Here is a 26,392-nt window from a genome sequence, read left to right on the forward strand (position 1 = left end):
CCTAGTCCCGTGTCAGCAGGAACTGTTGGCCCTGGTAGTTCATCACCACGCCGGTCCGCGTGATGCGTTCCACCTTCGGCCCCTCCTGCGTGGCGTTGCCCTCGTTGTAGCGCCGCATGTTGATGAACACGAAGCGCTCGGCCGGGTCGCCGCTGTAGACATGGATGTCGAGATGCATGTGCGGCACGTTGAGCTCGCCACGGACCACGAGGTCGGCAAAGCGCGGCAGCCTGGCGTCTTCGGTCGCGGTGGCGGTGCTGTCGGCCGGCGCCGCCGAGGTGGTGCGTGCGGCGGGCGACGATGCGGCCGTGGCTGGCGCGGCGCTCGCACGCGAGCTGGTGCTGCTGGACCCCGGCGGCAACTCCGTGGTCAGGGACCGCACTTCATGGCGGGTGGGCTTGTCCGGCAGCGGCAGCGGCGTGGCGACGGTGGTTTCCCGGGCCTGGCCGGCAGTGGTTGCGCGGGCGGGCTGGGCCGGGGCGGCGGCAGGGGGTGCGGTGGTCGTGACGGCTGCGGGCTCGGGGCTCGAGTTGCGCAGCAGCACAGCTGCGAGGACCACGATGTTGAGCGCCAGCAACACCACCAGCACGGGCAGCCACTTCGGACTGCGCCGGTCGGGCCGGCTCTCCGGCACCATCGCCAGCGCCGGCCCGGCTTCCCGCTGCCGCTCGTGTTCAGACTTGCGCAGGGCTTCGAGAATCAGCGACATCACTCGGTCCCGTGCAGGCGGGGGCGCTGCAGCCCCAGCGCGTTGTTGACGGCGATGAGCGTCATCGCGCCGGCAATGCCGTCCACGGCGAGACGCTGCTCGCGCTGGAAGTCGCGCACCGCGGCCTCCAGGGCCGGGTCGTAGCGGTTCGAGTCCGTCGGCAGCAACGGCGCGCCGCGCAGCTCTCCCAGGGCCCGGCGCAACCACACCACGTCCGTTCCCGTGGCGTCACGCGACAGGGGGCGGCCGTCGCCTGCCTCGGGGCGCCACAGCAGCAGGTATTCGCCGTACCAGAGCGTCAGCAGCTCGCCCAGCGGGACCTGGACGCGCTCCGCGCCGGCCTGCAGCTCGGCCCGGCCGTCCAGGATCCGGCGCAGGACCAGCTGGTGTTCACGGCCCTCGGCGTCTGACAGCACCATGATGACGGGGCGGTCGAGTACTGCCAGTTCGCCCCAGGTGCCCCGTTGCAGCAGGCAGCGCATGCCCTGGCTCGCAGCCTGTTCGCAGGCCGGGCCGGCGTCCGGGCTGTAGTTGATGTTCCAGTAACCGAACAGGCTCTGGATCGCCGTGTCCGTACCGGAAGCCAGCATGCCGGCGGCGAGGCGACGCTCCAGCGGTTCGGGATCCGGGCCGGATTCCAGGGTCGCGGTCTCGGGCGCCGTCGTCGCGGCAGGTTCCGCACGCACCGGGACGACTGCGGGTTCTGCAACCTCCTGTTGTGGCCGCTGCACCGGGGTCGCTGCCGGGAGCCGCGCGTTTTCGGTCGCCGGGCTGGACCCGGGCTGGAACGTGGCGGCGGGCTCGCGCTGCAGCAGGAACAGGATCACGGCCGCCATGGCGACGATGACCACGCCGGCGGCGCCGAGCAGCATGGCCGTGGCGCCGGGCGACCGGCGCACCTGGCGCTTGATGCGGTCGCCGAAGACTTCACTGGCCGCCTGCCGGGTCATCTTGGCGTCGACGGTGGAGGCCTCGCGAGACCAGGCGCCCAGCAGCGCGCGGTCGGCGATGACGTTCACCAGGCGCGGGATGCCGTCGGAGCTGCGGTGCAGTTCGCGGAGGGCGGCGGTGGTGAAGATCTGGCCGCGGCCTCCGGCCACGTCCAGGCGATGACGCACGTAGGCGTGGAGCTCATCGGCCTCCAGCGGCTCCAGGTGGTAGCGGCCGGTGATGCGTTGAGCCAGCTGGCGCAGGTCGCTGCGCGCCAGCAGGTCCCGCAGTTCCGGCTGCCCGACCAGGATGATCTGCAGCAGCTTCTGCTTGGCGGTCTCCAGGTTGGTGAGCAGGCGGATCTGCTCCAGCACCTCGGTGGAGAGGTTTTGTGCTTCGTCGACGATGAGCACGACACGCCGGCCGGCCGCATGGGCCTTGAGCAGGCGCAGGTTGAGCGCGTCGATGATGGCCTTGGGACTGGCGCGCTCCTCGACCTCCACCTGCAGCTCGTCGCAGATGGCGAGCAGGAACTCGGTCGAGGAAAGACGCGGGTTCAGCACCAGGGCGACTTCAGTGTTGTCCGGCAGCTGTTCCAGCAGACTGCGCACCACGGTGGTCTTCCCGGTACCGACTTCGCCGGTCAGCTGGATGAAGCCGCCGCTCTCGGTGATGCCGTACAGGAGGTGGGCCAAAGCCTCGGCGTGACGCGGGCCCAGGTACAGGTACCTGGGGTCCGGCGTGATGGCGAAGGGCTTTTCGTTGAGTCCGAAGAAACTTGCGTACATAACCATTTTCCGCGCGGGACATTCCCGCGGCAGGGTCCCGGATGATGCACCGGGTTGGCGCGCCGGGGCAATCCGCTAGAGAGTGATCGCGGTGTACAGCAGCAGGCCGACGAAGGTGGTGACCAGGGCGAACAGGTAGCTCAGCCCCATCAGCACGTACTTGAAAAGGGTCAGCCAGAAGCCCTGGCTGTAGACCCGCCGCAGCGCGCGGAACAGGTAGACCATGACGTAGATGAATGCTGCGCCGTTGATCAGCCCGGTCGGCAGCATGCCGGGCGCCAGCCACGCGCCCCCCTGCTCGAGCAGGATCAGCAGCAGGCTGAAGATGTAGAAAAAGGAATGGTAGTGCACCAGGAACAGCAGGTGCTCGGCGTAGTAGCGGCCCGACAGCGGGTAGGAGAGCTTCATCACCAGCGCCATCACAGGCAGGAAGAGGAACATCATCGCCGGGATGTTGCTCAGCACCGCGCGCAGGAAGGAGCGGCCGCGGTCGAGCGTGATGCGCTCGCAGATCTCGCGGGCGCGCTCCGGTGGAATCCACTCCGCGAACCAGTCGGGCACGCCCTGGTAGTCGACGTTGCACAGCTCGTCGAACTTGGCGCCGCCCACGGTGACGTTGAAATCGAGCGGTTGCTCTTCCGCCGCCGTCTCGGGCGGGGGCGCTTCCTGCTGCGGCGTGCCCTCGTCGAACACGACGTCGTCGCCGATGTTGAAGTCCGTCAGCAGGGAAGCGACGAAGAAGAACACGATGCTGGCCGAGATGAAGAGGCGGAAGGGCGGCACGTAGCGCGCGCGCTTGCCTTCGAGGTAATCCAGGGTCAGCCGTCCGGGCCGGAACAGCAGCAGCGCGAGGGTGCGCCAGAGGCGGGAGTCGAGCGAGGCGATGAGATCGCCGGCGTCCTGCAGCAGCTCCCACAGCGTGATCATGCGCGTGCGCGCGCGCTGGCCGCAGTTGGCGCAGTACTGGCCCCACAGCAGCTGGTCGCAGTTGGGGCATGGGCGCGCATCCGTCAGGGCGGCGTCACGCCCCTCCTCGACGATGCGGCGCGTGGCGCGGAAGCGGTCGCCGAAGCGCGCGATCCCCTCGGCGCGCATGCGCGGCGCGAATTCCTCCAGGTAGCGCTGCAGCGCCGCGCGGTCCTCGAGTTCGTAGCGCACGATGCGCAGCGCGGCCCCGGTCTCGGGATCCTCGCCCTTGTGGATGGTCGCGCCGGTAAAGCCCGGCAGCGCGATCATCTCGTCGGCGTGGTACTCCAGCCAGGCCTCGAAGTCGCGCAGGATGGCCGGGTCCGGCTCGAGCGTGACCTCGTAGGTGATGCGCTCGCCGGACACGGCCTCTTACCCGGCCCCGCCGCCGTCAGGCTTCGGTGGTTTCGGCCGCTTCCTGCGCCGACTTGCGTGCGCGCGGCTTGCGCGCGGGCTTGTCCGCCGTGTCCTCCGCGGACGGCCGCACGAACGGCGACAGGTCCTCCGGCGCGAAGTCGTCGACGTGGATGATCGCCATGATCTTCTCGTCGGCCTGGCGCAGCTTCTCTGCTTCCGCTGCGCTCAGGATGCCCGCGGCCACCGCTTCCTCGAGCTGGCCGGCGAGGCCGAGGGCCTGGATCTTGCCTTCCTTGGCGCCCTTGCGCAGCTTCTTCTCCAGCGGCGAGGCCTCGATGGACAGCTCCATCGCCTCCTGCAGCAGGCCGAGATGGCTGCCGGGCTCCACGGTGCGGTACACGCCCTCGCACAGGCCGTCGCGCATCTCGCCCGGGCTGATGACGCCTTCGACGATGCGCCGCGACAGGCTGTCGCGCGGCGAGCTGAAGCTGCGCCCGCGCGGGAACACCACCAGCCGCAGCATGCGCGCCACCCAGCGCACCGGGAAGTTGCGCAGGAAGCCGTGCAGCTGTTCCTGGGCGCGGTAGAGCAGGAAGCGACAGCTCCACTCCACCAGCGGCAGGTCGGCCTCGCGCCGGCCCTGGTTCTCCCAGTGCTTCAGCACCATGGAGGCGAGGTAGAGGTTGGAGAGTATGTCGCCGAGACGGGCGGACAGCATTTCCTTCTTCTTCAGGGCGCCGCCCAGCGTCAGCATGGCGGTGTCGGAGACCAGCGCGAAGGCAGCGCTGAAGCGGCCGATGTGCTGGTAGTAGCGCCGCGTCGGGCCGCGCGTCGGGCTCTCGGCGCCGCGCGCGCCGGTGAGGCCGAGCACGAAGGCGCGGGCGGCGTTGGAGAAGGCGTAGCCGATATGGCCGAACAGGGCGCGGTCGAAGGCCTCGAGCCCGGCTTCCTGGTCCGGGTCCTGGGCCGCATGCAGCTCCTTCAGCACGAAGGGATGGCAGCGGATGGCGCCCTGGCCGAAGATCATCAGGCTGCGCGTGAGGATGTTCGCGCCTTCCACGGTGATCATCACCGGCACCGAGTTGTAGCCGGTGCCGAGGTAGTTCTTCGGCCCCATGCAGATCGCCTTGCCGCCGTGGATGTCCATGGCGTCGTCGGTGACGTCACGGCCGAGCTCGGTGCAGTGGTACTTGAGGATGGCGGCCGGCACGGCGGGCTTCTCGCCCGCGTCCACCGCGGCGATGGTGACGCTGCGCGCGGCGTCGATGATGTAGGCGAAGCCGGCCATGCGCGCGAGGGCTTCCTGCACGCCCTCGAAGCGGCCGATGGACATGCCGAACTGCTTGCGGATGCGGCTGTAGGCGCCGGTGGCGAACACCGCCGCCTTGGCGCCGCCGTTGGCGTTGGACGGCAGCGAGATGCACCGGCCGACGGACAGGCACTCCATGAGCATGCGCCAGCCCTGGCCGGCCATCTTCGGCCCGCCGATGATGGCGTCCAGCGGCACGAACACGTCCTTGCCCTCGATGGGGCCGTTCATGAACGGCACCGACAGCGGCAGGTGGCGGCGGCCGATCTCCATGCCGGGCGTGCCCGCAGGGACCAGCGCCAGGGTGATGCCGAGGTCTTTTTCCTCGCCCAGCAGGCCGTCGGGATCGAACAGGCGGAAAGCCACGCCCACCACGGTGGCGACGGGCGCCAGGGTGATGTAGCGCTTGGAGAAATTCATGCGGATGCCCACGACTTCCTCGCCGTCGACTTCCTGCTTGCACACCACCCCGGTGTCGGGGATGGAGGCGGCGTCGGAGCCGGCGCGCGGGCTGGTCAGGCCGAAGCAGGGAATCTCGCTGCCGTCGGCGAGGCCCGGCAACCAGCGGTTCTTCTGTTCCTCGGTGCCGTACTTGTGCAGCAGCTCGGCGGGGCCGAGGGAGTTCGGCACGGCGACCGTCGAGGCGAGGGTGGCGCTGCGGCTGGCGACCTTGGTCAGCACCTGGCTGTGCGCGTAGGCCGAGAACTCGAGCCCGCCGTAGTGCTTCGGGATGATCATGGCGAAGAAGCCGTTCTCGCGCAGGAACTTCCAGGTCTCGGGCGCGAGGTCCTGCAGCGAGTGGGTGACCTGCCACTCGTCGTTCATGCGGCACAACTCTTCGCACGGCCCGTCGAGGAAAGCCTGCTCTTCTTCGGAGAGCTGCGGGGCGGGCGCGCCGAGCAGCTTGTTCCAGCGCGGCACGCCGGCGAACAGCTCGCCTTCCCACCACACCGTGCCGGCTTCCAGCGCCTCGCGCTCCGTGCGCGACATGGAGGGCAGCATCTTGCGGTACATCTTCAGCATCGGGCGGGTCAGCCGCTCGCGGCGGAAGTCCTCGACATTCAGCGCCACCAGCCCGGCGAACACCACCCACAGCACGAGGTTCCACAGGAACCCGCCGCTGCCGAACAGGGTGTAGGCCACCAGCGCGGCGCCGGCGGACGCAGTGAACACGCCCAGGCTGACGCGACGGTAGGCCAGCGCGATCGCGCCGCCGAAGAAAACGAGGAACCAGAACAGAGTCGCCACGATGAACCCCCTCGAGCTTGCGGGCCGACGGCTTCAAGGGAATGAAGCCATACAAGCGTTTGAATATAACCCCCGCAAAGGGGGTGCCGCAAAGATTTCGCAGGGGGGCCGGGGCTGGTTGCGCCGGCTGGGATGGCGGCGCGGAACAGGAGGCGCCGCCGTCGGGCGGCGCCTCCGCAGGGCTTTACAGCAGGTCCTTGACCCCGTCGCGCTCTTCGAGCAGTTCGGCCTCGGTGGCCTGCATGCGTTCCCGGCTGAACTCGCTGATCTCCAGCCCCTGCACGATCTCCCAACGGCCGTCCTTGCAGCGCACCGGGAAGGAATACACGATCCCCTCGGCCACGCCGTAGCTGCCGTCCGAGGGCACGGCCATGCTGACCCAGTCGTCGCCGGGTGAGCCGAGGGCCCAGTCACGGATGTGGTCGATGGCCGAGGAGGCGGCGGAGGCGGCGGAGGACAGGCCGCGGGCCTTGATGATGGCTGCGCCGCGCTGCTGCACGGTGGGAATGAAGTCGTCCTTCACCCAGGCCTCGTCCACCAGCTTCGGGGCCGCCTTGCCGGCCACCGTGCAGTGGCTGATGTCCGGGTACTGGGTGGCGGAGTGGTTACCCCAGATGGTCATCTGGCGGATGTCCTTCACCGGTGTGCCGGTCTTGATCGAGAGCTGCGCCAGGGCGCGGTTGTGGTCCAGCCGCGTCATGGCGGTGAAGCGCGCATGGTCGAGATCGGGTGCATTGGAGTAGGTGATCAGCGCATTGGTATTCGCCGGGTTGCCGACCACCAGCACCTTCACCTTGCGGTGCGCGTTGTCGTTCAGCGCCTTGCCCTGGGCGGAGAAGATCTTGGCGTTCTCCAGCAGCAGGTCCTTGCGCTCCATGCCGGGGCCGCGCGGCCTGGCGCCGACCAGCAGGGCGTAGTCGGCGTCGGCGAAAGCCTCTTCCGGCTTGTCGGTGGCGACCACGCCGGCCAGCGTCGGGAGGGCACAGTCCAGCAGCTCCATTTCCACGCCCTTGAGCGCGCCCAGCGCCGGAGGGATTTCCAGCAGCTGCAGGATGACCGGCGTGTCGGGGCCGAGCATCTGGCCGGAGGCGATGCGGAAGGCGAGCTGGTAGCCGATCTGGCCGGCGGCGCCGGTGATGGCGACTCTGGCGGGCTGGGTCATGGGGGACTCCCTGTGCTGGATGCTTGCTGGATAGGGCGCCGGACCCCAAGCCTGGGACCCCGCGCAGGATGCCGGCATTTTAGCAGCGGCGGGCCGGTCGGGCGCGTGCATGCAGGTGGGGGTTGCATTTATTCGAATCGGTGTTATAGTCAACTACAACACCGGCTCAGCCAAGGGCGGATTACCGCCAGCGAGGACCGCCATGAAGACGCAAATGACCCGCGAACAGACCATGCGCATGTTGACGATATTCGCCATCGCGTGCCTCACGCTCGCATCCATCGCTGCCTGAAAAGACCGGGAGGCAACCCATGGAAGGCGAGTGGAACGACAGCCAGCCCATTTACCGCCAGCTGCGCGACCGGGTGGTGAACATGATCCTCGAGGGCGTGCTCACAGACGGTGACGCACTGCCCTCGGTGCGCACCGTCGCCGCCGAGTACCGCCTCAATCCGCTCACCGTGCTGAAGGGGTACCAGGAACTGGTGGACGAGGGCCTGGTCGAGAAGCGTCGCGGGCGCGGCATGTTCGTGCGCGAGGGCGCGCGCAAGGCGCTGGTGAAAGACGAACGCCAGGCCTTTCTCGACGAGCAGTGGCCGGAGGTGGTGAGCACCATTCGTCGGCTCAAGCTGGATTTGGAAGAACTGCTGGCGCAGGCGCGCCGGCAGCTGGATGACGAGGAGAAGTCGCAGTGAGCACCGTGATTCGTGCACAAGGACTGTCGCGCCGCTACGGCAGCACCGTGGCACTCGATAACGTCGACTTCGAGATCGAAAGCGGGCGCATCGTCGGCATGATCGGCCCGAACGGCGCCGGCAAGACCACCGCGCTCAAGGCCATCCTCGGCCTCGGGCACTTCGACGGCCAACTGGAAGTGCTGGGCATGGACCCGCGCCGGCAGCGCGCCGAGCTCATGCAGCAGGTGTGCTTCATCGCCGACGTCGCGGTGCTGCCGCGCTGGCTGAAGGTGCGCCAGGCGCTGGAGTTCGTGCAGGGCCTGCACCCGCGCTTCGACCGCGCCAAGGCCGAGGCCTTCCTCGACCGCACCGAAATCAAGCGCAACAGCAAGATCAGCGCGCTGTCCAAGGGCATGATCGCCCAGCTGCACCTGGCGCTGGTGATGGCCATCGACGCCCGGCTGCTGGTGCTGGACGAGCCGACCCTCGGCCTCGACATCATCTACCGCAAGGACTTCTACCGCGCGCTGCTGAACGACTATTTCGACGGTGAGCGCACCATCCTGCTCACCACCCACCAGGTGGAGGAGATCGAGCACATTCTCACCGACCTGATGTTCATCAGCCACGGCCGGCTGGTGCTGGACGAGCCCATGGATGCCCTGGGCGAGAAATACATCGAGGTCGCGGTCCGGCCCGATCGCGCCGATGAGGCGCGCCGGCTGGGACCGCTGTCCGAACACCAGGGCCTGGGCCGTTATCACTTCATTTTCGAGAACCGCAGCCGCGATGAGCTGGCGCCGCTCGGCGAGCTCAAGGTGCCCGGCGTGGCGGACCTGTTCGTCGCCAAGGTCAGGGGGGGCGCGTCGTGAACCAGATGATCACTCTGTTGCGCCGGGAACTGGTCGAGCATCCCGCCAGCTGGATGGTGCCGGCGGTGCTGGGCGGCTTGTTCGTCGTGGCGGCGCTGTTCGCCGTGTTCGGTATCGCGCGGGTGGGGATCGACGAGGTGCAGTTCAGCTCCGACGTCTTTGCCGAGGCGGCTGACCCGGGCGATATCCGCGCGGTGCTGATGGTCATGTTCCTCCCGATGGCCGCACTCTTTGCCATGGTCATCAGCGTGATCATCGGCTTTTACCTGCTGGATGCGCTGTACGCCGACCGCAAGGACCGCAGCATCCTGTTCTGGAAGTCGCTGCCTGTGAGCGACCTGAAGACCGTGGGCTCCAAGTACCTGACGGCCATCGGCGCCATGCCGTTGCAGGCGCTGGGAGTATTCGTCGCCACGGCGGTGCTCGTGTGGCTCGTCCTGGGCACGGCGGGCGCCGTGGCAGGCACGAGCCAGTTCCTCGTGCACGGCCCCTCGGCACTGCTGCAGGCCGCGATCGTGCTGGCTTACGGGCTGGTCGCGCTCGGCCTATGGCTCGCGCCGGTGCACGCCTGGCTGTTGCTGGTCTCGGCCTATGCCAAGCGGGCAGTCCTGGCCTGGGCCACGCTGCCGCCCTTGCTGGTGATCGTGGCGGAGAAGACGCTTTTCGACACCACGTACTTCGCCATCCTGCTGGGACAGCGCTTGTCCGGTGGCGCGGAGCTGGCGTTCAGCGGCGAGGGCAATGCCGCCATCGAGGCCGTCGACGGTGGCGTGTCTGCAGTTTTCCCCGCCCTGGCCGAACTGCTCACGCCCGGCCGCTTCCTCGCCGCACCGGCGCTGTGGGCCGGCCTCGTGGTCGCGGCCGTGTTCTTCGCCGGCGCCGTCTGGTTGCGGCGCTGGCGCGATGATTCCTGATCCTGCGCCCGACCGCGCAGCTCTTTTTCCTATCCGGAGGTTATGAAGCCATGTCGACGAAGTTCAAGATGCCGCTCATTCCCGCCCTGGCGCTGTGCGCCGCCGCGGTCACTGCCGGTGGCTGCGTGCTGGTGGTGGACGGCGAGGGCGTGCATCGCGCCAACAGTGACGTGGAGTGGGCCCGGGTGAGCGAACCCGCCCCGGCGTCTTCCACCACAGCGGCGGACGGCGCCCTGGCCCGGGAAGTGCGCAGCCGCTTCACTGCCGATACTGCCCTGGCGGAGGAGGACATCACCGTGTCCTCGAGCGGCGACGTCGTCACGCTGCACGGGCGCCTCAGCGACGCAGCGCTGCTCGAGCACGCGCTGCGGGTGGCCGCCGAAGTGCCCGGCGTGACGCGAGTGGTGTCCCGGTTGACAGTCGAGATGGAGGGACAGTGACATGAGAAACATGCCCTACAAGCTGCTGGCTCCCCTGGTCGCGCTGGCCTGCCTCGCGGCCGGACCGGCGGCCGCCGCCGAGCGCGTGGTGGAGCTGGAGATCGACGCGCCCGCGCTGCAGGTGACCAACCTCGCCGGCTCGGTGCGTATCGTCCCCGGCGCCGGTGCTGTCGTCCTGCGCGCCACCGTGAAGGCGGATGACGCTGCCATTGCCGATGCAGTCCGCCTGGAACAGGGGCGGCGCGGCGATACCGCCAGTGTCTCGGTCCGGTTGCCGGACGGCCTGGACGAGGTGCGCTACGAGGACGAGCAGTTCCGCCGACTCGACGTGCGCCTCGAGTACGAGGGTGAGCGGATCCGTGTCCGCAGCAACGGCGGCGAAACCTTGCGCGTCGACCTCGAGCTGCAGCTCCCGGAGGGCACCCAGCTCGAGCTGCGCCAGGGCGTGGGCGACATCGGCGTGGCCGGCGTGGATGCCGACCTGAACCTCAGCCTGAACTACGGTCATCTGCGCGCCGCCGACGGACAGGGCGTCCTGGTCGCGATGACCCGCGCGGGCGATATCGAGGTGAAAAGCCAGCGCGGCCAGCTCGATGCGCGCAGCGGTTCCGGCGATGTCGACGTCGAGAACGTGCTCGGCACGACGCGCGCGCGCACCGGCTCCGGCGACGTCAGCCTGAGGGGCGTGGACGGCGAGATGCAGGTCGAGACCGGTTCGGGGGACCTCGAGCTTGCGGACGTCATCGGCTCGCTGCGCGCCCGTACAGGTTCTGGCGATGTCGAGATCCGCGGCCTCGGCGCCGGTCCGAAGCTGGATATCGCCACCGGTTCCGGCGACGTGGCGGCTGCGGGCGATCTCGGCGCATTGCGGGACGTGACGGTGCGCACCGGCAGCGGCGACGTCGCCCTGGCGAGCAGCGCGCCGCTTTCGCTCAAGGTCAGCCTGGCCACCGGCAGCGGCAGCATCAAGGTCGACGTCCCCGTGATGGGCAACGTCGAGTCCGGGCGCCGCAGCTTCAAGGCCACCATCGGAGCCGGCGAGGGCGAGGCGCGCATCAACACCGGCAGCGGCGACATCTCCATCAAGGCGCCCTGACGCGGCGCCTTGACGGCTACAGGCTGATTCTCACTGCCTCGGCAACGCGTCGCGCCTTGGCCCGCGCCTCTTCCAGGCTCTCCCCGCGGGCCAGCGCGACGCCGAGCCGGCGCCTGCCCCGCACCTCGGGCTTGCCGAACAGGCGCAGCTCGGTGTCCGGCTCCTCAAGGGCGTCCGACACGCCGCCGTAGCGCATGCGGTCGGAGTCGCCTGCGCCGAGAATGGCGCAGGACGCCGCGGGGCCACGCTGGCGGATGACCGGCACGGGCAGGCCGAGGATGGCCCGCACGTGCAGGGCGAACTCGGACAGGTCCTGCGACGCCAGCGTCACCAGGCCGGTGTCGTGCGGGCGCGGCGAAACCTCGCTGAACAGCACCTCGTCGCCGCGCACGAACAGTTCCACGCCGAAAATGCCGTGGCCGCCGAGGCGCCCCGTGACCTCCGCCGCGACGTGCTGGGCGCGCTCCAGCGCCAGCGCGGTCATCGGCTGCGGCTGCCAGGACTCGCGGTAGTCTCCGTCCACCTGCAGGTGGCCGATGGGCGCGCAGAAGCTGGTGCCGTCGCGATGGCGCACCGTCAGCAGCGTAATCTCGTAGTCGAACTCGACGAAGCCCTCGACGATGACGCGGCCGGCCCCCGTGCGGCCGCCCTGCTGCGAGTAGTCCCAGGCGTGCTCGATGTCCGCCTCGCTGCGCACGGTGGACTGGCCCTTGCCCGACGAGCTCATCACCGGCTTGACCACGCAGGGGATGCCGATCTCGGCCACTGCGGCGCGGTACTGCTCCACGGTGTCGGCGAAGCGGAACGGAGAGGTGGGCAGTCCCAGCTCCTCCGCCGCCAGGCGCCGGATACCTTCGCGGTCCATGGTGAGGCGTGCGGCGAGGGCGGTGGGGATCACCTGCCAGCCTTCCGCCTCCAGCGCCTGCAGCTCGGCCGTGGCGATGGCCTCGATCTCCGGCACGATGAGCGCGGGACGCTCGGCCTCGACCACGGCGCGCAGGGCGCTGCGATCGAGCATGTCGATGACATGGCTGCGATGCGCCACCTGCATGGCCGGCGCATTGGCGTAGCGGTCGACGGCGATGACTTCGACGCCGAGGCGCTGGGCCTCGATGGCGACTTCCTTGCCCAGCTCGCCCGAGCCGAGCAGCAGCATGCGGGTTCCGGTGTCGCTCAGGGGCGTGCCCAGGGTAGTCATAGGGTTCTCAGTGCATTCCAGTTCAGCGGGAGGTGAAGAGCATGCCCAGGGCATGCTCCAGGTCTTCTGGGCGCCCGAACAGCACCAGCACGTCCTGCTCGCGCAGGATCGTGTCGGGCAGCGGGTTGCGGCCAACGATACCGTCGCGCCGGATGGCTGTCACGACCACGCCGTGACGCTCCAGGTCCAGCTCCGCCAGGCTGCGGCCGACAGCGGCGGCTTCTGCCGGCAAGGTGACCGTCTGCAGCTCGGCCTGCTCGGCCTGGCCGGGCTCGCGCGCACTGTCGCGAAACACCGAGCGCAGGATGGCGTAGCGGTCCCCGCGGATGTTCTGCACTTTTCGTACGACGCGGCCGATGGGCACCTTGAGCAGCGTCAGCATGTGCGAGGCCAGCATCAGGCTCGCCTCCAGCGTCTCCGGCACCACCTCGGTGGCGCCGGTCTGCAGCAGCAGGTCGAGTTGCGAGTCGTCGCGCGCGCGCACCAGGATCGGCACGTCGGCAGCCTGCTCACGCACCGCCGCGAGGATACGCGGGGCGGCGCGCTGGCCGGGCACGGTGATGATTACCAGGTCGGCGCGCGACAGCCCTGCCATGCCGAGGATGGCGGGATCACTGCAATCGCCCCAGATCACCGGGTCGCCGGCCTCGCGGGCCTTGCCCGCGGTTTCGTGGTCCAGCTCGATGGCCAGGTACTCGATGCTCTCTTCCTCGAGGATGCGGCCCAGGTTCTGGCCGACGCGCCCGTAGCCGCAGATGACGACGTGATCGCGCTGGGCCGTGGCGGCCACCGGGTCCGGGCCCGGCGACGGCGGTCGCGGCGGCGGCGCCACGCCGAGCAGGCGCGCGATGGCGTCGCCGTGGCGGATCAGCAGCGGGTTGATGGCCATGCTCAGCACGATGGCAATGAGCATGGGTTGCACCGCCTCCGGCCCCATCAGCTCGCGCTGGCTGGCCACGGTGAGGATGGCGATGCCAAACTCGCCGCCCTGGCCGAGTGCGATCGCAGTCTTGATGGAGGTCTCGCGGGTTTCACGAGCGCGCAGCAGGAGCCCAGCGACGATGGCTGACTTCACCACCGTCAGCAGCAGCAGCGACGCGATGACGAAGGGCCACAGCTGCAGCAGGACGCGGAAGTCCAGCGTCACGCCGACCGTGATGAAGAACAGGCCCAGCAGCAGGTCGCGGAACGGCCGGATGTCGCTCTCGACGCGGTGCCGGAACTCGGTCTCGGCCAGCATCAGGCCGGCCAGGAAAGCGCCCAGCGCCAGCGACAGGCCCACGGCTTCGGTGACCCAGGCGGCGGCCAGCACCACCAGCAGCACGGTAAGGGTGAACAGTTCGGCGAGGCGCGCGCGCGCGATCTCGCGCATGAAGGGCCGGAGCAGCCAGTGCCCGACCGCGAGCACGACCACCAGGGCCACGAGCGCCAGCAACACGGCCCGCAGCGGCGCCACCGGGCCGGCGCCACCCGCCAGCACCGGGGCCAGCGCCAGGAACGGCACCACGGCAATGTCCTGGAACACGGAGATGCCGATAGCGAGGCTGCCGTGGCGCCGGGTCAGTTCGCCCTGCGCCGCGAGCTGCGGCGCCATCACCGCAGTCGACGACATCGCGACGGCGCCGCCTAGCAGTATGGCCACGGCCGGCGGGCTGCCGAGCAGCCATGCCCCGGCCACCACCAGCAGCGTCGTGAGCACCACCTGCAGCGTGCCGAGCACCACCAGGCTGAAGCCCAGCGAGCGCAGGCGGGGAATGGAGAAGTCCAGCCCGAGCGTGAACAACAGGAAGGCCACGCCGAACTCGGCCAGCAGCCGCACTTGCTCCAGTTCCGGCACCACGCCCAGTGCGGCAGGGCCGAGGAACGCGCCGACCAGCACGTAGCCGAACACCGGCGGCAGGTGCAGGCGTCGCACCGTCGCCAGCGTGAACACCGTGGCGGCGATCAGGATCAGCACGGTGAGCAGCGACAGCTGGCTCATGGGTTATCTGTCCTCAGGCAGGCGGGCGGCCGGGCTTGCCGGGACCGCCGATGCCATGCTTGCGCAGCAGTCCCCGCAACTGGTCGTAGCTCAATGACAGTGACTCCGCCGCGATGCGCCGGTTCCCGTCCGCTGCCGCCAGCGCCCGCAGCAGCAGGCGCTGCTCGAAGCGCTCCACGGCGGTGCGGAAGTCCTGCGGCAAGCCGTCGTCGGGCCCGGCGGCCGTCGCAGCCGTTGAAGCCTCGGCCCGCTCCTGGCGCGGGTCCTGCGCCGGAAGCGGCTCATGCCCGTGCGCAAAGGGGTCGAAATGGATCTCCTGCACCGCCTGCGTCGCCTCCGCGGCGCGATACAGGGAGCGTTCCACGGCGTTCTTGAGTTCGCGCACGTTGCCGGGCCAGGGCCAGGCGAGCAGCGCCCCGACGGCGTCCTCGGAGAAGCCCGGAAAATAGGGCCGCTTCAGCTCGGCCGTGAAGGCCACCGCGAAGTGCTGCGCCAGCTCCAGCACGTCCTCTGGCCGGGCCCGCAACGGCGGCACGTGCACGACGTCGAAGGCCAGGCGATCCAGCAGGTCGGCGCGGAAACGTCCTTCCCGCGCGGCGGCAGGGAGGTCTTCGTTGGTGGCCCCGATGATGCGCACATCGACGCTCAGCGTCGTGCTGCCGCCGACCCGCTCGAACTCGCCGTACTCGATGACGCGCAGGATTTTCTCCTGCATGCGGGCCGGCAGCGTGCCCAGCTCGTCGAGGAACAGGCTGCCGCCGTCGGCGCGCTCGAAGCGGCCGACGTGGCGTTTCGTGGCGCCGGTGAAGGCGCCGGCCTCGTGACCGAAGAGCTCCGACTCGAGCAGGCTTTCGGTGAGCGCGGCGCAGTTGAGCTTCACCAGCGGCTGCTCCCAGCGCGGAGACAGGTAGTGCAGCCGCGCGGCCACCAGCTCCTTGCCGGTGCCGCGCTCGCCGATGATCAGGGCCGGCCGATCCAGCGGCGCGAGCCGCGACACCTGCTCCAGCATGACGCCGAAAGCGGGCGAACTGCCCAGCATCGGGGCGCTTTGGTCATGATCCATTGGGCGATCATGCCGAATAATGGTGAATAACGCCACGAAAAAATGGTGACAGAAACCAGTTTTATGGTCGGCTGCTAGAAAAGGCACGAAAAAACAACAGGTTGCTTTATTCGCCCGCTTGGCACGCTTCCTGCAATTCTCTTGTCAGGACAACGGAGGAACCGCCATGGGCATTTTTTCCCGCTTTTCTGACATCGTGAATTCGAACATCAACTCCCTGCTGGAGAAGGCCGAGGACCCCGAAAAGATGGTCCGGCTGATCATCCAGGAAATGGAAGACACCCTGGTCGAGGTGCGCTCCGCGGCCGCCCGCGCCATCGCAGACCGGAAGCAGCTGGAGCGGCGCCTGGCCGAGGCGCGGCGCGAGGGTGACGACTGGGCGCGCAAGGCCGAGCTGGCGGTGCGCAAGGGTCGCGACGACCTGGCGCGTGCGGCGCTCGGCGAGAAGGCGGCCGCCGAACAGCGCGTGGCCTCCCTGGAGGCGCAAGGCACACAGATCGAGGAAGCGCTGGCGCGACTCAACGACGACATGGCGCGGCTGCAGGAGAAGCTGTCCGACGCCAAGGCGCGGCAGAAGGCCATGGTCGTGCGTCATCGCACCGCAGGGCACCAGCTCGAGATGCGGCGCCAGATCCACGAGTCGAAGATCGACGACGCGCTGGTGAAGTTCGAAAAGTTCGAGCGTAAGCTCGAGGACGTCGAGGGTCGCGTGGAAGCCTACGACCTCGGCCAGCGCAAGGACCTGGGCCGCGAGTTCGCCAGCCTCGAGTCCGAAGAGTCGGTGGAGGCCGAACTGGCCGCACTCAAGCAGCGTGTCGGCAGCGAGACCCAGGACAAGGCCTGAGCCGGGACCGAGGGAAGGACTGATAACGAGCAGCAGTGAGCATCGTCATGAGTGAATTCATAGGCGCATTCATGATCATCATCGCGGCCGTCGTGTTGCCGCTGGTGGTCATCCTGCACTACGTCACCAAGTGGAAGTCCTCGCGCACGCTGTCCGGCGACGAGCAGCGCATGCTCGAGGATCTGTGGCAGGACGCGCAGAAGATGGAGAGCCGCATCAACGCGCTGGAAACCATCCTGGACGACCGCGTGCCCGACTGGAGGAAAAGGACATGAACCGTCGCATGCGTTCCCTGCGCGGCGTCCGGCTGTACCGCGACACCGACCACGGCATGATCATGGGCGTGTGCGCCGGCCTCTCGGACCAGTTCGGTTTCCGGCTCGGGCCGCTGCGCATCATCGCCCTGGTGTCCCTGTTGCTGTTCACCCTGCCGACGCTGCTGGTGTACGTGGCCGCCGGGCTGTTATTGCCCGACAAGCCGCTGCGCTATTACGGCAGCCGTGACGAGCGCGAGCTGTGGAGCCAGCGCAGTTCGCGGAGGATGCAGGCATGAAGCGTGAACCGAATCCCGCCCGTTTCTACCGCGATCCGGACGCGGGCAAGCTCGGTGGCGTGTGCGCCGGCGTGGCCGACTTCTTCGGCTTCGACCTGGCGTTGACGCGGGCGCTCACGGTCATCGCCACGTTCTTTTTCCCGACCCTGCTGCTGGTGTACCTTGGCCTTTGGTGGCTGCTGCCGACCAAGCCCGGCCAGATGTACCGCAGCGAGGACGACAAGGAGTTCTGGCGCGGCGTGCGCGTGTCACCCGCTGCGACGTTGTCCGACGTCCGGCATCGTTTTCGCAGCAACGACGCGCGGTTGCAGCGGATGGAGCGCTACGTCACCTCGCGCAACTTCAGCCTCGACCGCGAGTTCCAGGACCTGGAGCGCGGCGACTGAGGGTTGGTCCGACCAGCCCGCGAACCAATGACAAGGAGAGCATGCCGTGCACCCATTCGAGATGGTGGTCATCATCGTCTTCCTCGCTCTCGCGGCGAAGGTGATCTCGCAATACATGCAGCACAAGAGGCAGGCCCCGCCGCGCGACGACGGGCGCATTGAGCAGCTCGAGGAACGCGTCCGCGTGCTGGAGCAGATCGTCACCGACTCGGGCTACGAGCTGCGCCGCCAGTTCCGCGACCTCGAGCGCGACGACTGACGCCAATATCTACCTGATATCCTGAGCTTCCGCGCGGCCCGGCCGCGCCGTCGCGCGACCGGCGGAACCGGACGGTGGCGCGGCGCGAACACGTGGCCTGAGCCGCAAGGAAGCCCTGATGTCGTCCACCGATCATCCCTCCGCCCACATCCAGCTCGAGTCCGTCAGCAAGGACTACGACGAGCACGGCCAGCCCCATCCCGTCCTGCGCGAGGTCAGCGCCGAGATCGCGCGCGGCGAGCTGATCGTGCTGGTCGGGCGCTCGGGCTCGGGCAAGAGCACCTTGCTGAACATCATCGGCGGGCTGGACCGGCCCAGCCGGGGCGAAGTGCGCATCGGCGGCCAGCCGCTCTCCGGGCTCTCGGAAGACGGGCTCGCTCGGCTGCGGCGCCGGGACATCGGTTTCGTGTTCCAGTTCTTCAACCTGGTGCCGACCCTTACGGCGCTGGAGAACCTGCTGCTGCCGCTGGACCTGCTGGGCGTGGAGCGCGCGGAGGCGCGGCAGCGCGCGGAGGACTGGCTGCAGGCCGTGGGCCTGCCCGGGCGCGGGAGCTCTTTCCCCGAGGAGATGTCGGGCGGTGAGCAGCAGCGCATCGCGCTCGCCCGCGCGCTCATCCACCGGCCCGGCCTGGTGATCGCGGACGAGCCCACCGGCAACCTCGACCTGGAGACGGCGCGCCAGGTTCTGGGCCTGCTCGACGACCTGTGCCGGCGCGAGGGCACCACCCTGGTGATGGCGACCCACAGCCCGGAGGTGGTCGGCGTCGCCGACCGGGTCTTTACCATCCACGACGGGCGCCTGGAGATCTCCACGCCGTGAGCCGCCTGCTGGCCCGCTCCGGGCGGCGCTTCTTCGCCCGCCACCCCTGGCAATTCGTGCTGGCCGTGGTCGGCGTGGCGCTCGGTGTGGCCGTGGTGCTGGGCGTGGACCTGGCCGGCGCCAGCGCGCGCCGCGCCTTCGACGCCTCGACCGAGCTGGTGATGGGGCGCGCCACCCACCAGGTGCTGCCTCGCGCCGGGCGCATGGACGAGTCGGTTTACGTCGAGCTGCGCCGGGCGTTGCGTGCGCAGGGCAGCGGCGGCGCGGCAGCGCCCGCCGTCGAAGGTGCGGTCACGCTGCCGAACGGGCGCCGGGCCGTGCTGCTGGGCCTGGATCCTTTCGTCGAGGCCCCGTTCCGCGACGAACTGACGGCCTGGAGCGGTGAAGTCGACCTGCTGGCCCTGCTGACGCGGCCGCGCGCCGTCGCGCTGCCGGAACCGCTGGCCGCCGAGCTCGGCGTGGCGGCAGGCGAGCAGGTCGAGGCCGTTTCGCCCGCCGGTGCGATCGTGCTCGAGGTCGCGGGGATAGTGGCGCCCGACCCGGAACGGTCTGCCGCGGCCTCGGGCTATGTCTTCGCGGACATCGCCACGGCCCAGGAACTGCTCGGCATGGTCGGCGCACTCACCCGCATCGACCTCATCGTCGGCGACGAGGTGGCGGCAGCGTTGGCGGCGGGCCTGCCGCCCGAGGTCGAGCTGGTCGAGGCCTCGTCGCGCTCGCGCGCCACCTTCGGCATGACGCGGGCGTTCCGGCTCAACCTGACGGCCCTGTCGTTGCTGGCGCTCCTGGTCGGCGCCTTCCTGATCTACAGCACCATGAACTTCCTCGTCGTGCGCCGCACCCGGACCATCGGCATCCTGCGCAGCGTGGGCGTCGACCGCGCCGGCATGGTCCGCAGCATCCTCGGTGAAGCGCTCATCGTGGGCGTGCCGGGTACGCTGCTCGGCCTGCTGCTGGGCGCCGGCCTCGGCTCCGGCCTCACCGGGCTGGTGGTGCAGACCATCGACGACCTGTACTTCCGCCTGCGGGTGGACGCGCTCGCCCTGGCCGGCTGGCCGTTCGCCAAGGCGGCTGCGTTGGGCGTAGGCGCCACCCTGCTGGCGGCCCTGGGTCCGGCGCTGGAAGCGGCCAGCATCCCGCCGCGCGCCGTCCTCTCGCGCGCCTCCATGGAACGGCGCACGCGGCGACGCCTGCCGTGGCTGGCGGCCAGCGCACTGGTCGCGCTGGTCCTCGCCGTCGCCCTGCTGGCCGCCGGGCGCCACTCGCTGGTGGTGTCGTTCGCCGGCCTGTTCGGGGTTTTTCTTGCCGCCGCCCTGGCGACGCCGCCGGCCACAGCGGGCCTGATGTCCCTGCTCGACCGCGGGCTCCCGGGCCGGCTGCCCGTCCCCGCACGCATGGCCATCCGCGGCACCACAGCCTCGCTCAGCCGTACCGGCGTGTCAGTGGCCGCGCTGGCAGTGGCGGTGGCCACGGTGATCGGGGTCGGCCTGATGGTGAGCAGCTTCCGCCTCAGCGTCGACGAATGGCTGCAGCAGACCCTCGTGGCCGACTTCTACCTGGCGGTGGACGACGCCTGGTGCGAGAGCGCGGGCGGGCTGGATCCGCTGGCCGCCGAGCTCAGCGCACTCCCCGGCATCGACGAGGTGACCTATTCGCAACGGCTGCGCCTGCAGGCGGGCGGCGAGGAGTGGCGCCTGTGGGCGGTCGATCCGGGCCAGCGCGGCCTGGGGTCGACGATCCTGGCCGGGGATCCCGCGACGGCCCGGGCGCGCTTCGATGCCGGCGACGCCGTGCTGGTGTCAGAGCCCTGGGCCAACCGTCGCGGCACCGGGGTCGGCGACATCATCAGCCTGCCGACGCCCGCGGGCGTGGTGGATTTCCCCGTGGCCGGGGTGTTCCGCGACTACACCTCGGACCGCGGCGTGATTGCACTGCACCGCGACCGCTACCGCGCCCTGTGGGGCGACGCCTGCAGCGAGGGCGTCGGCGTGACGTTCGCGCCGGGCACCGACGATGCCGCCGCGCGGCGCGCCATCGAGAGCGTGCTGCCGCCAGGCAGCGCGATCTGGCTGTCGAACAACGCCGAGCTGCGCGCGGCCTCGCTGGCAGTCTTCGACCGCACTTTCACCATCACGCGCGTGCTCCAGGTGCTCGTCGGCCTGGTCGCCTTCCTCGGCATACTCTCGGCGCTGCAGGCGCTGCAGCTGGAGCGCGTGCGCGAGACCGCAGTGCTGCGCGCCGTGGGCTGGGTGCCGCGCCAGCTGCGCGCCCTGGTGCTGGCGCAGACCGGACTGCTCGGCCTCGCTGCCGGGATCTTCGCCATGCCGCTGGGCATCGCACTGGCAGGGCTGCTGGTATTCGTCATCAACCGCCGCGCCTTCGGCTGGACCATGAGCTTCGAGATCAGCGCCGGCGAACTGCTGCAGGGCGTGCTGTTGGCCCTGGTCGCGGCGCTGCTGGCCGGCGTCTATCCCGCCTGGCGCACCAGCCGGCGGCCGGTGGCGCAGGACTTGCGTGAAGAGTGACCTGGCCGCAGCCGGACCATGACCGGGTCCTTCTCACTTGGAAGTCTTATGCCGCTCGAAGGACCCGGTCATGTCCCGGCTGCTACACCGGTTACAGGTCCAGCGGCCTGGTGCACGCGGACCAGGTTGCCGGCGTAGACGGGGGGGTTCAGTGGTGCGGCCGGTCACACGCGTGGCGCTGTCGTGCTCGGGTCGCCGTGCTTGTTCACCGGGCTGGGCGTGGCTTGCCGCCGACGCCACAAGGGCGGCCCGCTGACATCGCCATCCGGTGCGACCTTGCGCCAGGAGCGTCGGGGGCATCTCCGCAGTAGCGGCCGGGGTATTGCATGGTCCTTCGAGCGGCATAAGACTTCCAAGCGAGAAGGACCATGCAATGCCCCGGCCGCGGGCAGGTGAGAAGGCCCACCGGGGCCCAGGCGCGTCATCGCGCTGCATCCCGTTCATGCAGGGTTAACGAACCCTATGCCAGTCTGTCGCCAAGGTCAGTCGATGCCAGCAAGGGGTTACATGTCGCCATGCCGCCGTATTTCCCGGGGGCTGCTGCTGTGCGCGGCGCTGCTGTCGCTGGCCGGCTGCGGTACGGCCTTTATCTACGAGCGGGCCGACGGTTTTGCCGGGCGCTGGCTGAATGACTACGTAGAACTCGAGCCGCAGCAGCGGGCGGCGCTGGAAGCCGAGCTCGAGGCGCTGCACGACTGGCATCGCCGTGAACACCTGCCGCGCTATTCCGCCTGGCTGCGGTCGGTGGCGGCGCAGCTGGAGGCGCCGGGCGCCCTGGGGCCGGCAGAGATCCGGGCCCGCGGCGAGGAGCTGGGGGCGTTCTGGCGGGAGCTGGCCGACCGGTCGCTGCCGCCGCTGCTCGAGCTCGGCAGCGGCCTGGAGGACGCCCAGGTGACGGAGCTGGTCGCGCGCCTGCGGGAGGAACACCGGGAATTGCTGGAAGAGGACTCGGGGCGCAGTGCGGAATGGCTGGCGGCTCGCCGGGCGCGCTCCATGGAGCGCTTCCTGAAACGCTGGACCGGGCGGCTCTCGGCACAGCAGCGCGCCGAGGTGCGCGCCTGGTCGCAGCAGCTCGAGCCCTCGCGGGAGGCCTGGCTGGAGAGCCGCATGGGCTGGATCGACGCCATGGAGCGCGCGCTGGCCGGCCGTCATGACCAGGAGGCGCTCGCGCTGGCGGCGCAAACGCTGATCGCGCGGCCGGAGGACCGCTGGAGCGAGGAGTACGCCGGGCTGGTGGCGCGCAACAGTGCCCGCACCACGGCATTCCTCGCCGGTTTCCTGGCCGGACTCGACCCGGTACAGCGGACGCGGGCGATCGAGCGCCTCGAGTCACTGGCGTCCGATTTCGAGTCGCTGTCGGCGGCGGCCGGTTGACGCCGGCTTTGTTGCAGTGCGCATAGCTGCGGCTGTGGACTGCTGATTTAATTCCGGGTCGTTGTGTCCCCTGGAGAGCGGAACGTGCACAAGCCATGGCTGGAAAGTTACATCCCCGGCACCCCCGCTGAGATCGATCTCAGCGACGGCGCCACCCTCGTGAGCATTTTCGAGCAGGCCGCGCGGCGCTTTGCCGACCGGCCGGCTTTCTCGTGCATGGACCACGCCATCACTTACGCCGAGCTGGACCGGATGTCGGCCGAGTTCGCCGGCTGGCTCTCCGGCGAGCTGGGACTGAAGCCCGGCACGCGCGTGGCCATCATGCTGCCCAACCTGCTGCAGTACCCGGTGGCCCTGTTCGGCGTCCTGCGCGCCGGCATGACGGTCGTGAACGTCAATCCTCTCTACACGCCGCGCGAGCTCAAGCACCAGCTGGTGGACTCGGGCGCCGAGGCGATCCTCATCCTGGAGAACTTCGCGGCGACGCTGCAGAAAGTCATCGCGGACACGCCGGTAAAGCACGTGGCTCTGACCGGCATCGGCGACCTGCTGCCTTTCCCCAAGCGCCACATCGTCAACTTCGTGGTGCGCCGGGTGAAGAAGATGGTCCCGGAGTACCAGCTGCCGGGCAGCGTGCGGCTGGAGCAGGCGCTGGCGCGCGGTCGCGCCCGCGGCTTCACGCCGGTGCAGGTGACGCAGGACGACCTGGCGTTCCTGCAGTACACGGGCGGCACCACGGGCGTGTCCAAGGGCGCCATGCTGACCCACCGCAACATGGTGGGGAACCTGCGCCAGATGCACGCCTGGATCGGTGATCTCATCGACGAGGGACGCGAGGTGGTCATCACCGCGTTACCGCTGTACCACGTGTTCAGCCTGGTGTGTAACTGCCTGCTGTTCATGTCCGTGGGCGGCCTGAACGTGCTCATCACCAACCCGCGCGACATTCCGGCCTTCGTCAAGGAATTGTCGAAGCTGAACTTCTCCATCATCACCGGGGTCAATACGCTGTTCAACGCGCTGTTGCAGGACCCGGACTTCGCCAGGCTGGATTTCTCGCATCTCAAGTGGGCCGGCGCCGGCGGCATGGCGCTGCAGGCCGCAACGGCGCAGAAATGGCACGAGGTGACGGGGAAGTATGTGCAGGAAGGCTACGGGCTCACGGAGACATCACCGGTGGTGACCATGCAGCCCACCACGGTGGATGCGGTCTATACCGGCACCATCGGCCTGCCGCTGCCCTCGACAGAGGTGCTGATCCGGGACGAGGACGGGCGCGACCTGCCCGTGGGCGAGCCCGGCGAGCTGTGCGTGCGCGGCCCGCAGGTGATGAAAGGCTACTGGCAGCGCCCGGAGGCGACCGAGCAGGTCATGTACCCGGACGGCTTCCTGCGCACCGGCGACATCGCGACCATGGACGAGCAGGGGTTCTTCCGTATCGTCGACCGCAAGAAGGACATGATCCTGGTGTCGGGTTTCAACGTCTTCCCGAACGAGGTGGAGAACGTCGTCACGCTGCATCCCGACGTGATCGAGGCGGCGTGCATCGGCGTGCCGGACCCGAAGTCGACCGAGGCCGTGAAGATTTTCGTGGTCAAGCGTGAAGGTGCGGTGCTGGACCGGGACGGCGTCATCGCGTGGTGCCGCGAGAGCCTCACGGCGTACAAGGTGCCCCGCCACGTGGAATTCCGCGCCGAACTGCCGAAGACCAACGTGGGCAAGATCCTGCGCCGTGCGCTGCGTGACGAAGCGCAGGGAGGCTGACATCCGACTGTTGCCCCGCTTCATGCTCGCCCTCGCCGCCGCGATGCTGGTGGTTCCCGCCAGCGCGGCGGAAGAGGGCGCGCCCGAGGCCGCGCCCGGGCTGGCGGTGCCGCCGCACGAGGCCATCTACCACGCCTCGGTGCGCGGCATCCCGGTCAGCGTCGGCCTGCGCCTGGAACAGCAGGACGGCGACTACTTCCAGTACCGCTCCTGGGCGGAGCCGCGCGGCCTGCTGGGCTTCATCCGGCGTGAACTCACCGAGACCAGCCTCGTGCACATCGAAGACGGGCGGGTCGTCCCCGTGTCCTACCGCAAGCGCGACGAGTTCGGGGACCGCCACAGCGCCATGCGATTCGACCCCTATGCCGGCGAGGTGCACATCGAGTATCGCGGCAGCAGCCAGACGCTGGACTGGGAGCCGGGCATCTATGACCTGCTCAGCCTGCGCCTCGCGCTGGCGCACGACCTGGCACGCGGCCAGCTGGCGGAGGTCTACCGGGTGGTGGACGACCGCGGGCGCATCGAAGAAGTCGACGTCGAGGTGGCCGCGCGCGAAACCATCGATACACCCCTGGGGAAACTCGAGACCGTGCGTCTCGAGTACCGCAGCCGGCGTCGCGACCGGCTGTTCCGGCTGTGGATCGCGCCGGACATGGACGCGGCGCTGGTCGCGCTGGAGCAATACGAGGGCGACAGCCTGCGCGGCCGCCTCAACATCGTCGAGTACAGCCGCCTGGAACCCGCTGCGCCCTGATCGGGGGGATCAGCCGAGGGTCGGCGCCCGATCAACCGAGCTTCGCGCGGATACGCCGGTAAGCCTGGCCAAGCTCCTCGGCGAGCACGCCGAACGCGGCGCCGACTTCGCCGGACGCCTCCCTGGCTTCTCCAGCAGCGCCGGAGAGCCGGCCTTCCAGCCGCTCCCACTTGCGCTCGAGCCCGGCCCATTCCTCGCGGAATTCCGCCTTGCCCAGCTCCATCTGCAGCCGCAACTCGTCACGTTCCTGGCGCAGCTTGTCGAGGACCTGCTTGCGCTTCGATGCTTCGGTCATGACTGGCACCTCGCTTCAGTACCGCCTGTACCAAGCATAGGCCAGGCCTCAGGTTCCTCCAGCCCCTCCGGCCGGGGCCGGGCGCAGGCGTCCGCCGAGCCACTGGCCGAGAAAGTAGGCGCCGACGAACAAGGGCAGGGTGGCGAGACGCCAGTCCAGCCCGAGCAGGTCGCGGATCAGCCACACCAGCGGGATCGGCGCGTGGATGGCGACGATCCACGGCAGCGAGCGCTTGGCGAGTCCCGCGCGCCAGTAGCCGAAGGGCAGGTTCGCGAGCCAGACCAGCAGGAGCGCCAGCGCCAGGTTCAAGGGACCGTCTCCGCCGTTCCGCCAGGCCTCAGGTGAGCAGGCCGCCGTCGACCGGCAGGCAGGCGCCGGTGATGTAGGAGGCGGCGTCCGAGGCGAGGAACAGGATGGCCGGCGCGATCTCCTCCGGCTGCGCCACCCGGTTCATCGGGATCAGCGGCAGGATCATGTTGAGGATGCGCTCGTTGCCGATCAGCGCCGAGGCGAACTTGGTGTCGGTCAGCCCGGGCAGCACGGCGTTGACGCGCACGCCCCACGGCGCGCATTCCTTGGCGAAGGCCCGGGTCATGGAGATGACCGCTGCCTTGGTGACGGAGTAGATCCCCTGGCCAGGACCCGGGCGCTCGCCGTTGATGGACGAGGTGTTGACGATGGCGCCGCCCCCGTTCTGCTTCATCAGCAGCGCCGCTTTCTGCGACATGACGAAGTAGCCGCGTATGTTCACGTCCACCGTTTTCTCGATCATGGACACAGGGGTCTCGGTGATGTGGCCGAAGTGCGGATTGGTGGCGGCGTTGTTGACCAGGATGTCGAGGCGGCCATGGGCGCCCTCGATCTGGGCGAAGGCGGCCTCGATGGCATCGGGCTCGCCCACGTGGCAGGCCATGGGCGTGGCCTGGCCGCCGGCGGCGCAGATGGACTCGGCGACGGCCTCCACGCTCTCGTGCTTGCGCGAGCTGACGATGACGTGAGCGCCGTGTTGCGCCAGCAGGCGGGCCGTGGCTTCGCCAATGCCGCGCGAGGCGCCGGTGACCAGGGCCACGCGGCCGTAGAGATTGAACAGTGCATCGCTCATCAGGGT

Annotated in this window: 26 protein-coding genes; 15 read left to right on the forward strand and 11 right to left on the reverse strand. The window is 69.3% G+C overall.

The features are described 5' to 3' along the window. Position 1: 1 nt before the first annotated feature. The 5 genes from G8346_RS02440 to G8346_RS02460 form a co-directional block, all read right to left on the reverse strand. Positions 2-709 carry a general secretion pathway protein GspB gene (locus tag G8346_RS02440; protein ID WP_166047848.1) on the reverse strand — a complete coding sequence of 236 codons (708 nt, stop codon included), beginning with the start codon at positions 707-709 and terminating at the stop codon, positions 2-4. Further along, the gene (locus G8346_RS02445; RefSeq protein ID WP_166047850.1) at positions 709-2,427 is read right to left on the reverse strand and encodes an ExeA family protein; all 1,719 of its coding nucleotides are present in this window, start codon (positions 2,425-2,427) and stop codon (positions 709-711) included. The genes G8346_RS02440 and G8346_RS02445 overlap by 1 nt, the downstream gene beginning before the upstream one ends. A gap of 75 nt (positions 2,428-2,502) precedes the next feature. After that, positions 2,503-3,759, reverse strand: a complete 1,257-nt coding sequence (locus G8346_RS02450; RefSeq protein WP_166047853.1) for a DUF4286 family protein — start codon at positions 3,757-3,759, stop codon at positions 2,503-2,505. Between the two features lie 25 nt (positions 3,760-3,784). Beyond that, the gene (locus G8346_RS02455; RefSeq protein WP_166047855.1) at positions 3,785-6,307 is read right to left on the reverse strand and encodes an acyl-CoA dehydrogenase; all 2,523 of its coding nucleotides are present in this window, start codon (positions 6,305-6,307) and stop codon (positions 3,785-3,787) included. A 184-nt stretch (positions 6,308-6,491) separates the two neighbouring features. Continuing rightward, positions 6,492-7,469 carry a malate dehydrogenase gene (locus tag G8346_RS02460; RefSeq protein WP_166047857.1) on the reverse strand — a complete coding sequence of 326 codons (978 nt, stop codon included), beginning with the start codon at positions 7,467-7,469 and terminating at the stop codon, positions 6,492-6,494. 311 nt (positions 7,470-7,780) lie between these two features. Between G8346_RS02460 and G8346_RS02465 the strand changes: the two genes are divergently transcribed. Genes G8346_RS02465 through G8346_RS02485 form a run of 5 tightly spaced genes read left to right on the forward strand, consistent with a single transcriptional unit; the run spans position 7,781 to position 11,468 of the window. Continuing rightward, entirely contained in the window at positions 7,781-8,164 is a 384-nt protein-coding gene (locus G8346_RS02465; protein WP_166047859.1) for a GntR family transcriptional regulator, read from the forward strand. Continuing rightward, a complete protein-coding gene (locus tag G8346_RS02470; RefSeq protein ID WP_166047861.1) occupies positions 8,161-9,018 on the forward strand; it encodes an ABC transporter ATP-binding protein in 858 nt (285 codons plus the stop codon). Before G8346_RS02465 ends, G8346_RS02470 begins: the two co-directional genes overlap by 4 nt. Before the next feature lie 5 nt (positions 9,019-9,023). Next, a complete protein-coding gene (locus G8346_RS02475; protein WP_240901259.1) occupies positions 9,024-9,932 on the forward strand; it encodes an ABC-2 transporter permease in 909 nt (302 codons plus the stop codon). Between the two features lie 50 nt (positions 9,933-9,982). Next, complete coding sequence (locus G8346_RS02480; protein WP_166047865.1) at positions 9,983-10,372, forward strand: BON domain-containing protein; 390 nt, start codon at positions 9,983-9,985, stop codon at positions 10,370-10,372. 1 nt (position 10,373) lies between these two features. Continuing rightward, complete coding sequence (locus tag G8346_RS02485) at positions 10,374-11,468, forward strand: DUF4097 family beta strand repeat-containing protein (protein ID WP_166047867.1); 1,095 nt, start codon at positions 10,374-10,376, stop codon at positions 11,466-11,468. A 16-nt stretch (positions 11,469-11,484) separates the two neighbouring features. On the opposite strand, the gene purT is transcribed toward G8346_RS02485, so the two are convergent. The 3 genes from purT to pspF are packed head-to-tail and all read right to left on the reverse strand — an operon-like array spanning position 11,485 to position 15,710. Beyond that, the gene (purT, locus tag G8346_RS02490; RefSeq protein ID WP_166047869.1) at positions 11,485-12,666 is read right to left on the reverse strand and encodes a formate-dependent phosphoribosylglycinamide formyltransferase; all 1,182 of its coding nucleotides are present in this window, start codon (positions 12,664-12,666) and stop codon (positions 11,485-11,487) included. A gap of 22 nt (positions 12,667-12,688) precedes the next feature. Next, positions 12,689-14,647, reverse strand: coding sequence for a cation:proton antiporter (locus G8346_RS02495; protein WP_166047872.1), 1,959 nt, complete (start codon positions 14,645-14,647; stop codon positions 12,689-12,691). A 13-nt stretch (positions 14,648-14,660) separates the two neighbouring features. Continuing rightward, positions 14,661-15,710 carry a phage shock protein operon transcriptional activator gene (gene pspF / locus G8346_RS02500; protein ID WP_166047874.1) on the reverse strand — a complete coding sequence of 350 codons (1,050 nt, stop codon included), beginning with the start codon at positions 15,708-15,710 and terminating at the stop codon, positions 14,661-14,663. 166 nt (positions 15,711-15,876) lie between these two features. On the opposite strand from pspF, the gene pspA reads away from it, so the two are divergent. From pspA to G8346_RS02550, 10 genes are all read left to right on the forward strand, one after another. After that, positions 15,877-16,554, forward strand: a complete 678-nt coding sequence (pspA, locus tag G8346_RS02505) for a phage shock protein PspA (RefSeq protein WP_166047876.1) — start codon at positions 15,877-15,879, stop codon at positions 16,552-16,554. Between the two features lie 47 nt (positions 16,555-16,601). Then, the gene (pspB, locus tag G8346_RS02510; RefSeq protein ID WP_166047878.1) at positions 16,602-16,829 is read left to right on the forward strand and encodes an envelope stress response membrane protein PspB; all 228 of its coding nucleotides are present in this window, start codon (positions 16,602-16,604) and stop codon (positions 16,827-16,829) included. Continuing rightward, positions 16,826-17,107, forward strand: coding sequence for a PspC domain-containing protein (locus G8346_RS02515; protein WP_166047880.1), 282 nt, complete (start codon positions 16,826-16,828; stop codon positions 17,105-17,107). Before pspB ends, G8346_RS02515 begins: the two co-directional genes overlap by 4 nt. After that, positions 17,104-17,493 carry an envelope stress response membrane protein PspC gene (gene pspC / locus G8346_RS02520; RefSeq protein WP_166047882.1) on the forward strand — a complete coding sequence of 130 codons (390 nt, stop codon included), beginning with the start codon at positions 17,104-17,106 and terminating at the stop codon, positions 17,491-17,493. Before G8346_RS02515 ends, pspC begins: the two co-directional genes overlap by 4 nt. A gap of 46 nt (positions 17,494-17,539) precedes the next feature. After that, entirely contained in the window at positions 17,540-17,752 is a 213-nt protein-coding gene (locus G8346_RS02525; protein WP_166047884.1) for a hypothetical protein, read from the forward strand. Positions 17,753-17,870: 118 nt separating this feature from the next. Next, positions 17,871-18,572, forward strand: coding sequence for an ABC transporter ATP-binding protein (locus G8346_RS02530; protein WP_166047886.1), 702 nt, complete (start codon positions 17,871-17,873; stop codon positions 18,570-18,572). Next, a complete protein-coding gene (locus G8346_RS02535) occupies positions 18,569-21,097 on the forward strand; it encodes an ABC transporter permease (RefSeq protein ID WP_166047887.1) in 2,529 nt (842 codons plus the stop codon). Before G8346_RS02530 ends, G8346_RS02535 begins: the two co-directional genes overlap by 4 nt. Positions 21,098-21,604: 507 nt before the next feature. Beyond that, a complete protein-coding gene (locus G8346_RS02540) occupies positions 21,605-22,471 on the forward strand; it encodes a DUF6279 family lipoprotein (protein WP_166047889.1) in 867 nt (288 codons plus the stop codon). An 84-nt stretch (positions 22,472-22,555) separates the two neighbouring features. Further along, positions 22,556-24,235 (forward strand): AMP-binding protein, encoded by a 1,680-nt coding sequence (locus tag G8346_RS02545; protein ID WP_166047891.1) that lies wholly within the window; start codon positions 22,556-22,558, stop codon positions 24,233-24,235. Next, on the forward strand, positions 24,213-24,989 hold the full coding sequence (locus G8346_RS02550) for a DUF3108 domain-containing protein (RefSeq protein WP_166047893.1): 777 nt from the start codon (positions 24,213-24,215) through the stop codon (positions 24,987-24,989). The genes G8346_RS02545 and G8346_RS02550 overlap by 23 nt, the downstream gene beginning before the upstream one ends. Positions 24,990-25,020: 31 nt before the next feature. Here G8346_RS02550 and G8346_RS02555 read toward each other — a convergent pair whose 3' ends face one another. Genes G8346_RS02555 through G8346_RS02565 form a run of 3 tightly spaced genes read right to left on the reverse strand, consistent with a single transcriptional unit; the run spans position 25,021 to position 26,386 of the window. Next, positions 25,021-25,284, reverse strand: a complete 264-nt coding sequence (locus G8346_RS02555) for a hypothetical protein (protein WP_166047895.1) — start codon at positions 25,282-25,284, stop codon at positions 25,021-25,023. Positions 25,285-25,332: 48 nt separating this feature from the next. Continuing rightward, positions 25,333-25,593 carry a hypothetical protein gene (locus G8346_RS02560; RefSeq protein ID WP_166047897.1) on the reverse strand — a complete coding sequence of 87 codons (261 nt, stop codon included), beginning with the start codon at positions 25,591-25,593 and terminating at the stop codon, positions 25,333-25,335. Between the two features lie 28 nt (positions 25,594-25,621). Further along, positions 25,622-26,386: an SDR family oxidoreductase gene (locus tag G8346_RS02565; protein WP_166047899.1), complete on the reverse strand. Its 765-nt coding sequence runs from the start codon at positions 26,384-26,386 to the stop codon at positions 25,622-25,624. Positions 26,387-26,392: the final 6 nt, after the last annotated feature.

The sequence above is a fragment of the Thioalkalivibrio sp. XN279 genome, from assembly GCF_011089885.1.
Lineage (GTDB): Bacteria > Pseudomonadota > Gammaproteobacteria > Steroidobacterales > XN24 > XN24.

What these genes read in the sequence shown, in the direction of transcription:
- G8346_RS02440 (WP_166047848.1), bottom strand. Translation starts at nt 709, where the DNA reads ATGTCGCTGATTCTCGAAGCCCTGCGCAAGTCTGAACACGAGCGGCAG.
- G8346_RS02445 (WP_166047850.1), bottom strand. Translation starts at nt 2,427, where the DNA reads ATGTACGCAAGTTTCTTCGGACTCAACGAAAAGCCCTTCGCCATCACG.
- G8346_RS02460 (WP_166047857.1), bottom strand. Translation starts at nt 7,469, where the DNA reads ATGACCCAGCCCGCCAGAGTCGCCATCACCGGCGCCGCCGGCCAGATC.
- G8346_RS02465 (WP_166047859.1), top strand. Translation starts at nt 7,781, where the DNA reads ATGGAAGGCGAGTGGAACGACAGCCAGCCCATTTACCGCCAGCTGCGC.
- G8346_RS02475 (WP_240901259.1), top strand. Translation starts at nt 9,024, where the DNA reads ATGATCACTCTGTTGCGCCGGGAACTGGTCGAGCATCCCGCCAGCTGG.
- G8346_RS02480 (WP_166047865.1), top strand. Translation starts at nt 9,983, where the DNA reads ATGTCGACGAAGTTCAAGATGCCGCTCATTCCCGCCCTGGCGCTGTGC.
- G8346_RS02485 (WP_166047867.1), top strand. Translation starts at nt 10,374, where the DNA reads ATGAGAAACATGCCCTACAAGCTGCTGGCTCCCCTGGTCGCGCTGGCC.
- purT (WP_166047869.1), bottom strand. Translation starts at nt 12,666, where the DNA reads ATGACTACCCTGGGCACGCCCCTGAGCGACACCGGAACCCGCATGCTG.
- G8346_RS02495 (WP_166047872.1), bottom strand. Translation starts at nt 14,647, where the DNA reads ATGAGCCAGCTGTCGCTGCTCACCGTGCTGATCCTGATCGCCGCCACG.
- pspF (WP_166047874.1), bottom strand. Translation starts at nt 15,710, where the DNA reads ATGGATCATGACCAAAGCGCCCCGATGCTGGGCAGTTCGCCCGCTTTC.
- pspA (WP_166047876.1), top strand. Translation starts at nt 15,877, where the DNA reads ATGGGCATTTTTTCCCGCTTTTCTGACATCGTGAATTCGAACATCAAC.
- pspB (WP_166047878.1), top strand. Translation starts at nt 16,602, where the DNA reads ATGAGTGAATTCATAGGCGCATTCATGATCATCATCGCGGCCGTCGTG.
- G8346_RS02515 (WP_166047880.1), top strand. Translation starts at nt 16,826, where the DNA reads ATGAACCGTCGCATGCGTTCCCTGCGCGGCGTCCGGCTGTACCGCGAC.
- pspC (WP_166047882.1), top strand. Translation starts at nt 17,104, where the DNA reads ATGAAGCGTGAACCGAATCCCGCCCGTTTCTACCGCGATCCGGACGCG.
- G8346_RS02530 (WP_166047886.1), top strand. Translation starts at nt 17,871, where the DNA reads ATGTCGTCCACCGATCATCCCTCCGCCCACATCCAGCTCGAGTCCGTC.
- G8346_RS02540 (WP_166047889.1), top strand. Translation starts at nt 21,605, where the DNA reads ATGTCGCCATGCCGCCGTATTTCCCGGGGGCTGCTGCTGTGCGCGGCG.
- G8346_RS02555 (WP_166047895.1), bottom strand. Translation starts at nt 25,284, where the DNA reads ATGACCGAAGCATCGAAGCGCAAGCAGGTCCTCGACAAGCTGCGCCAG.
- G8346_RS02565 (WP_166047899.1), bottom strand. Translation starts at nt 26,386, where the DNA reads ATGAGCGATGCACTGTTCAATCTCTACGGCCGCGTGGCCCTGGTCACC.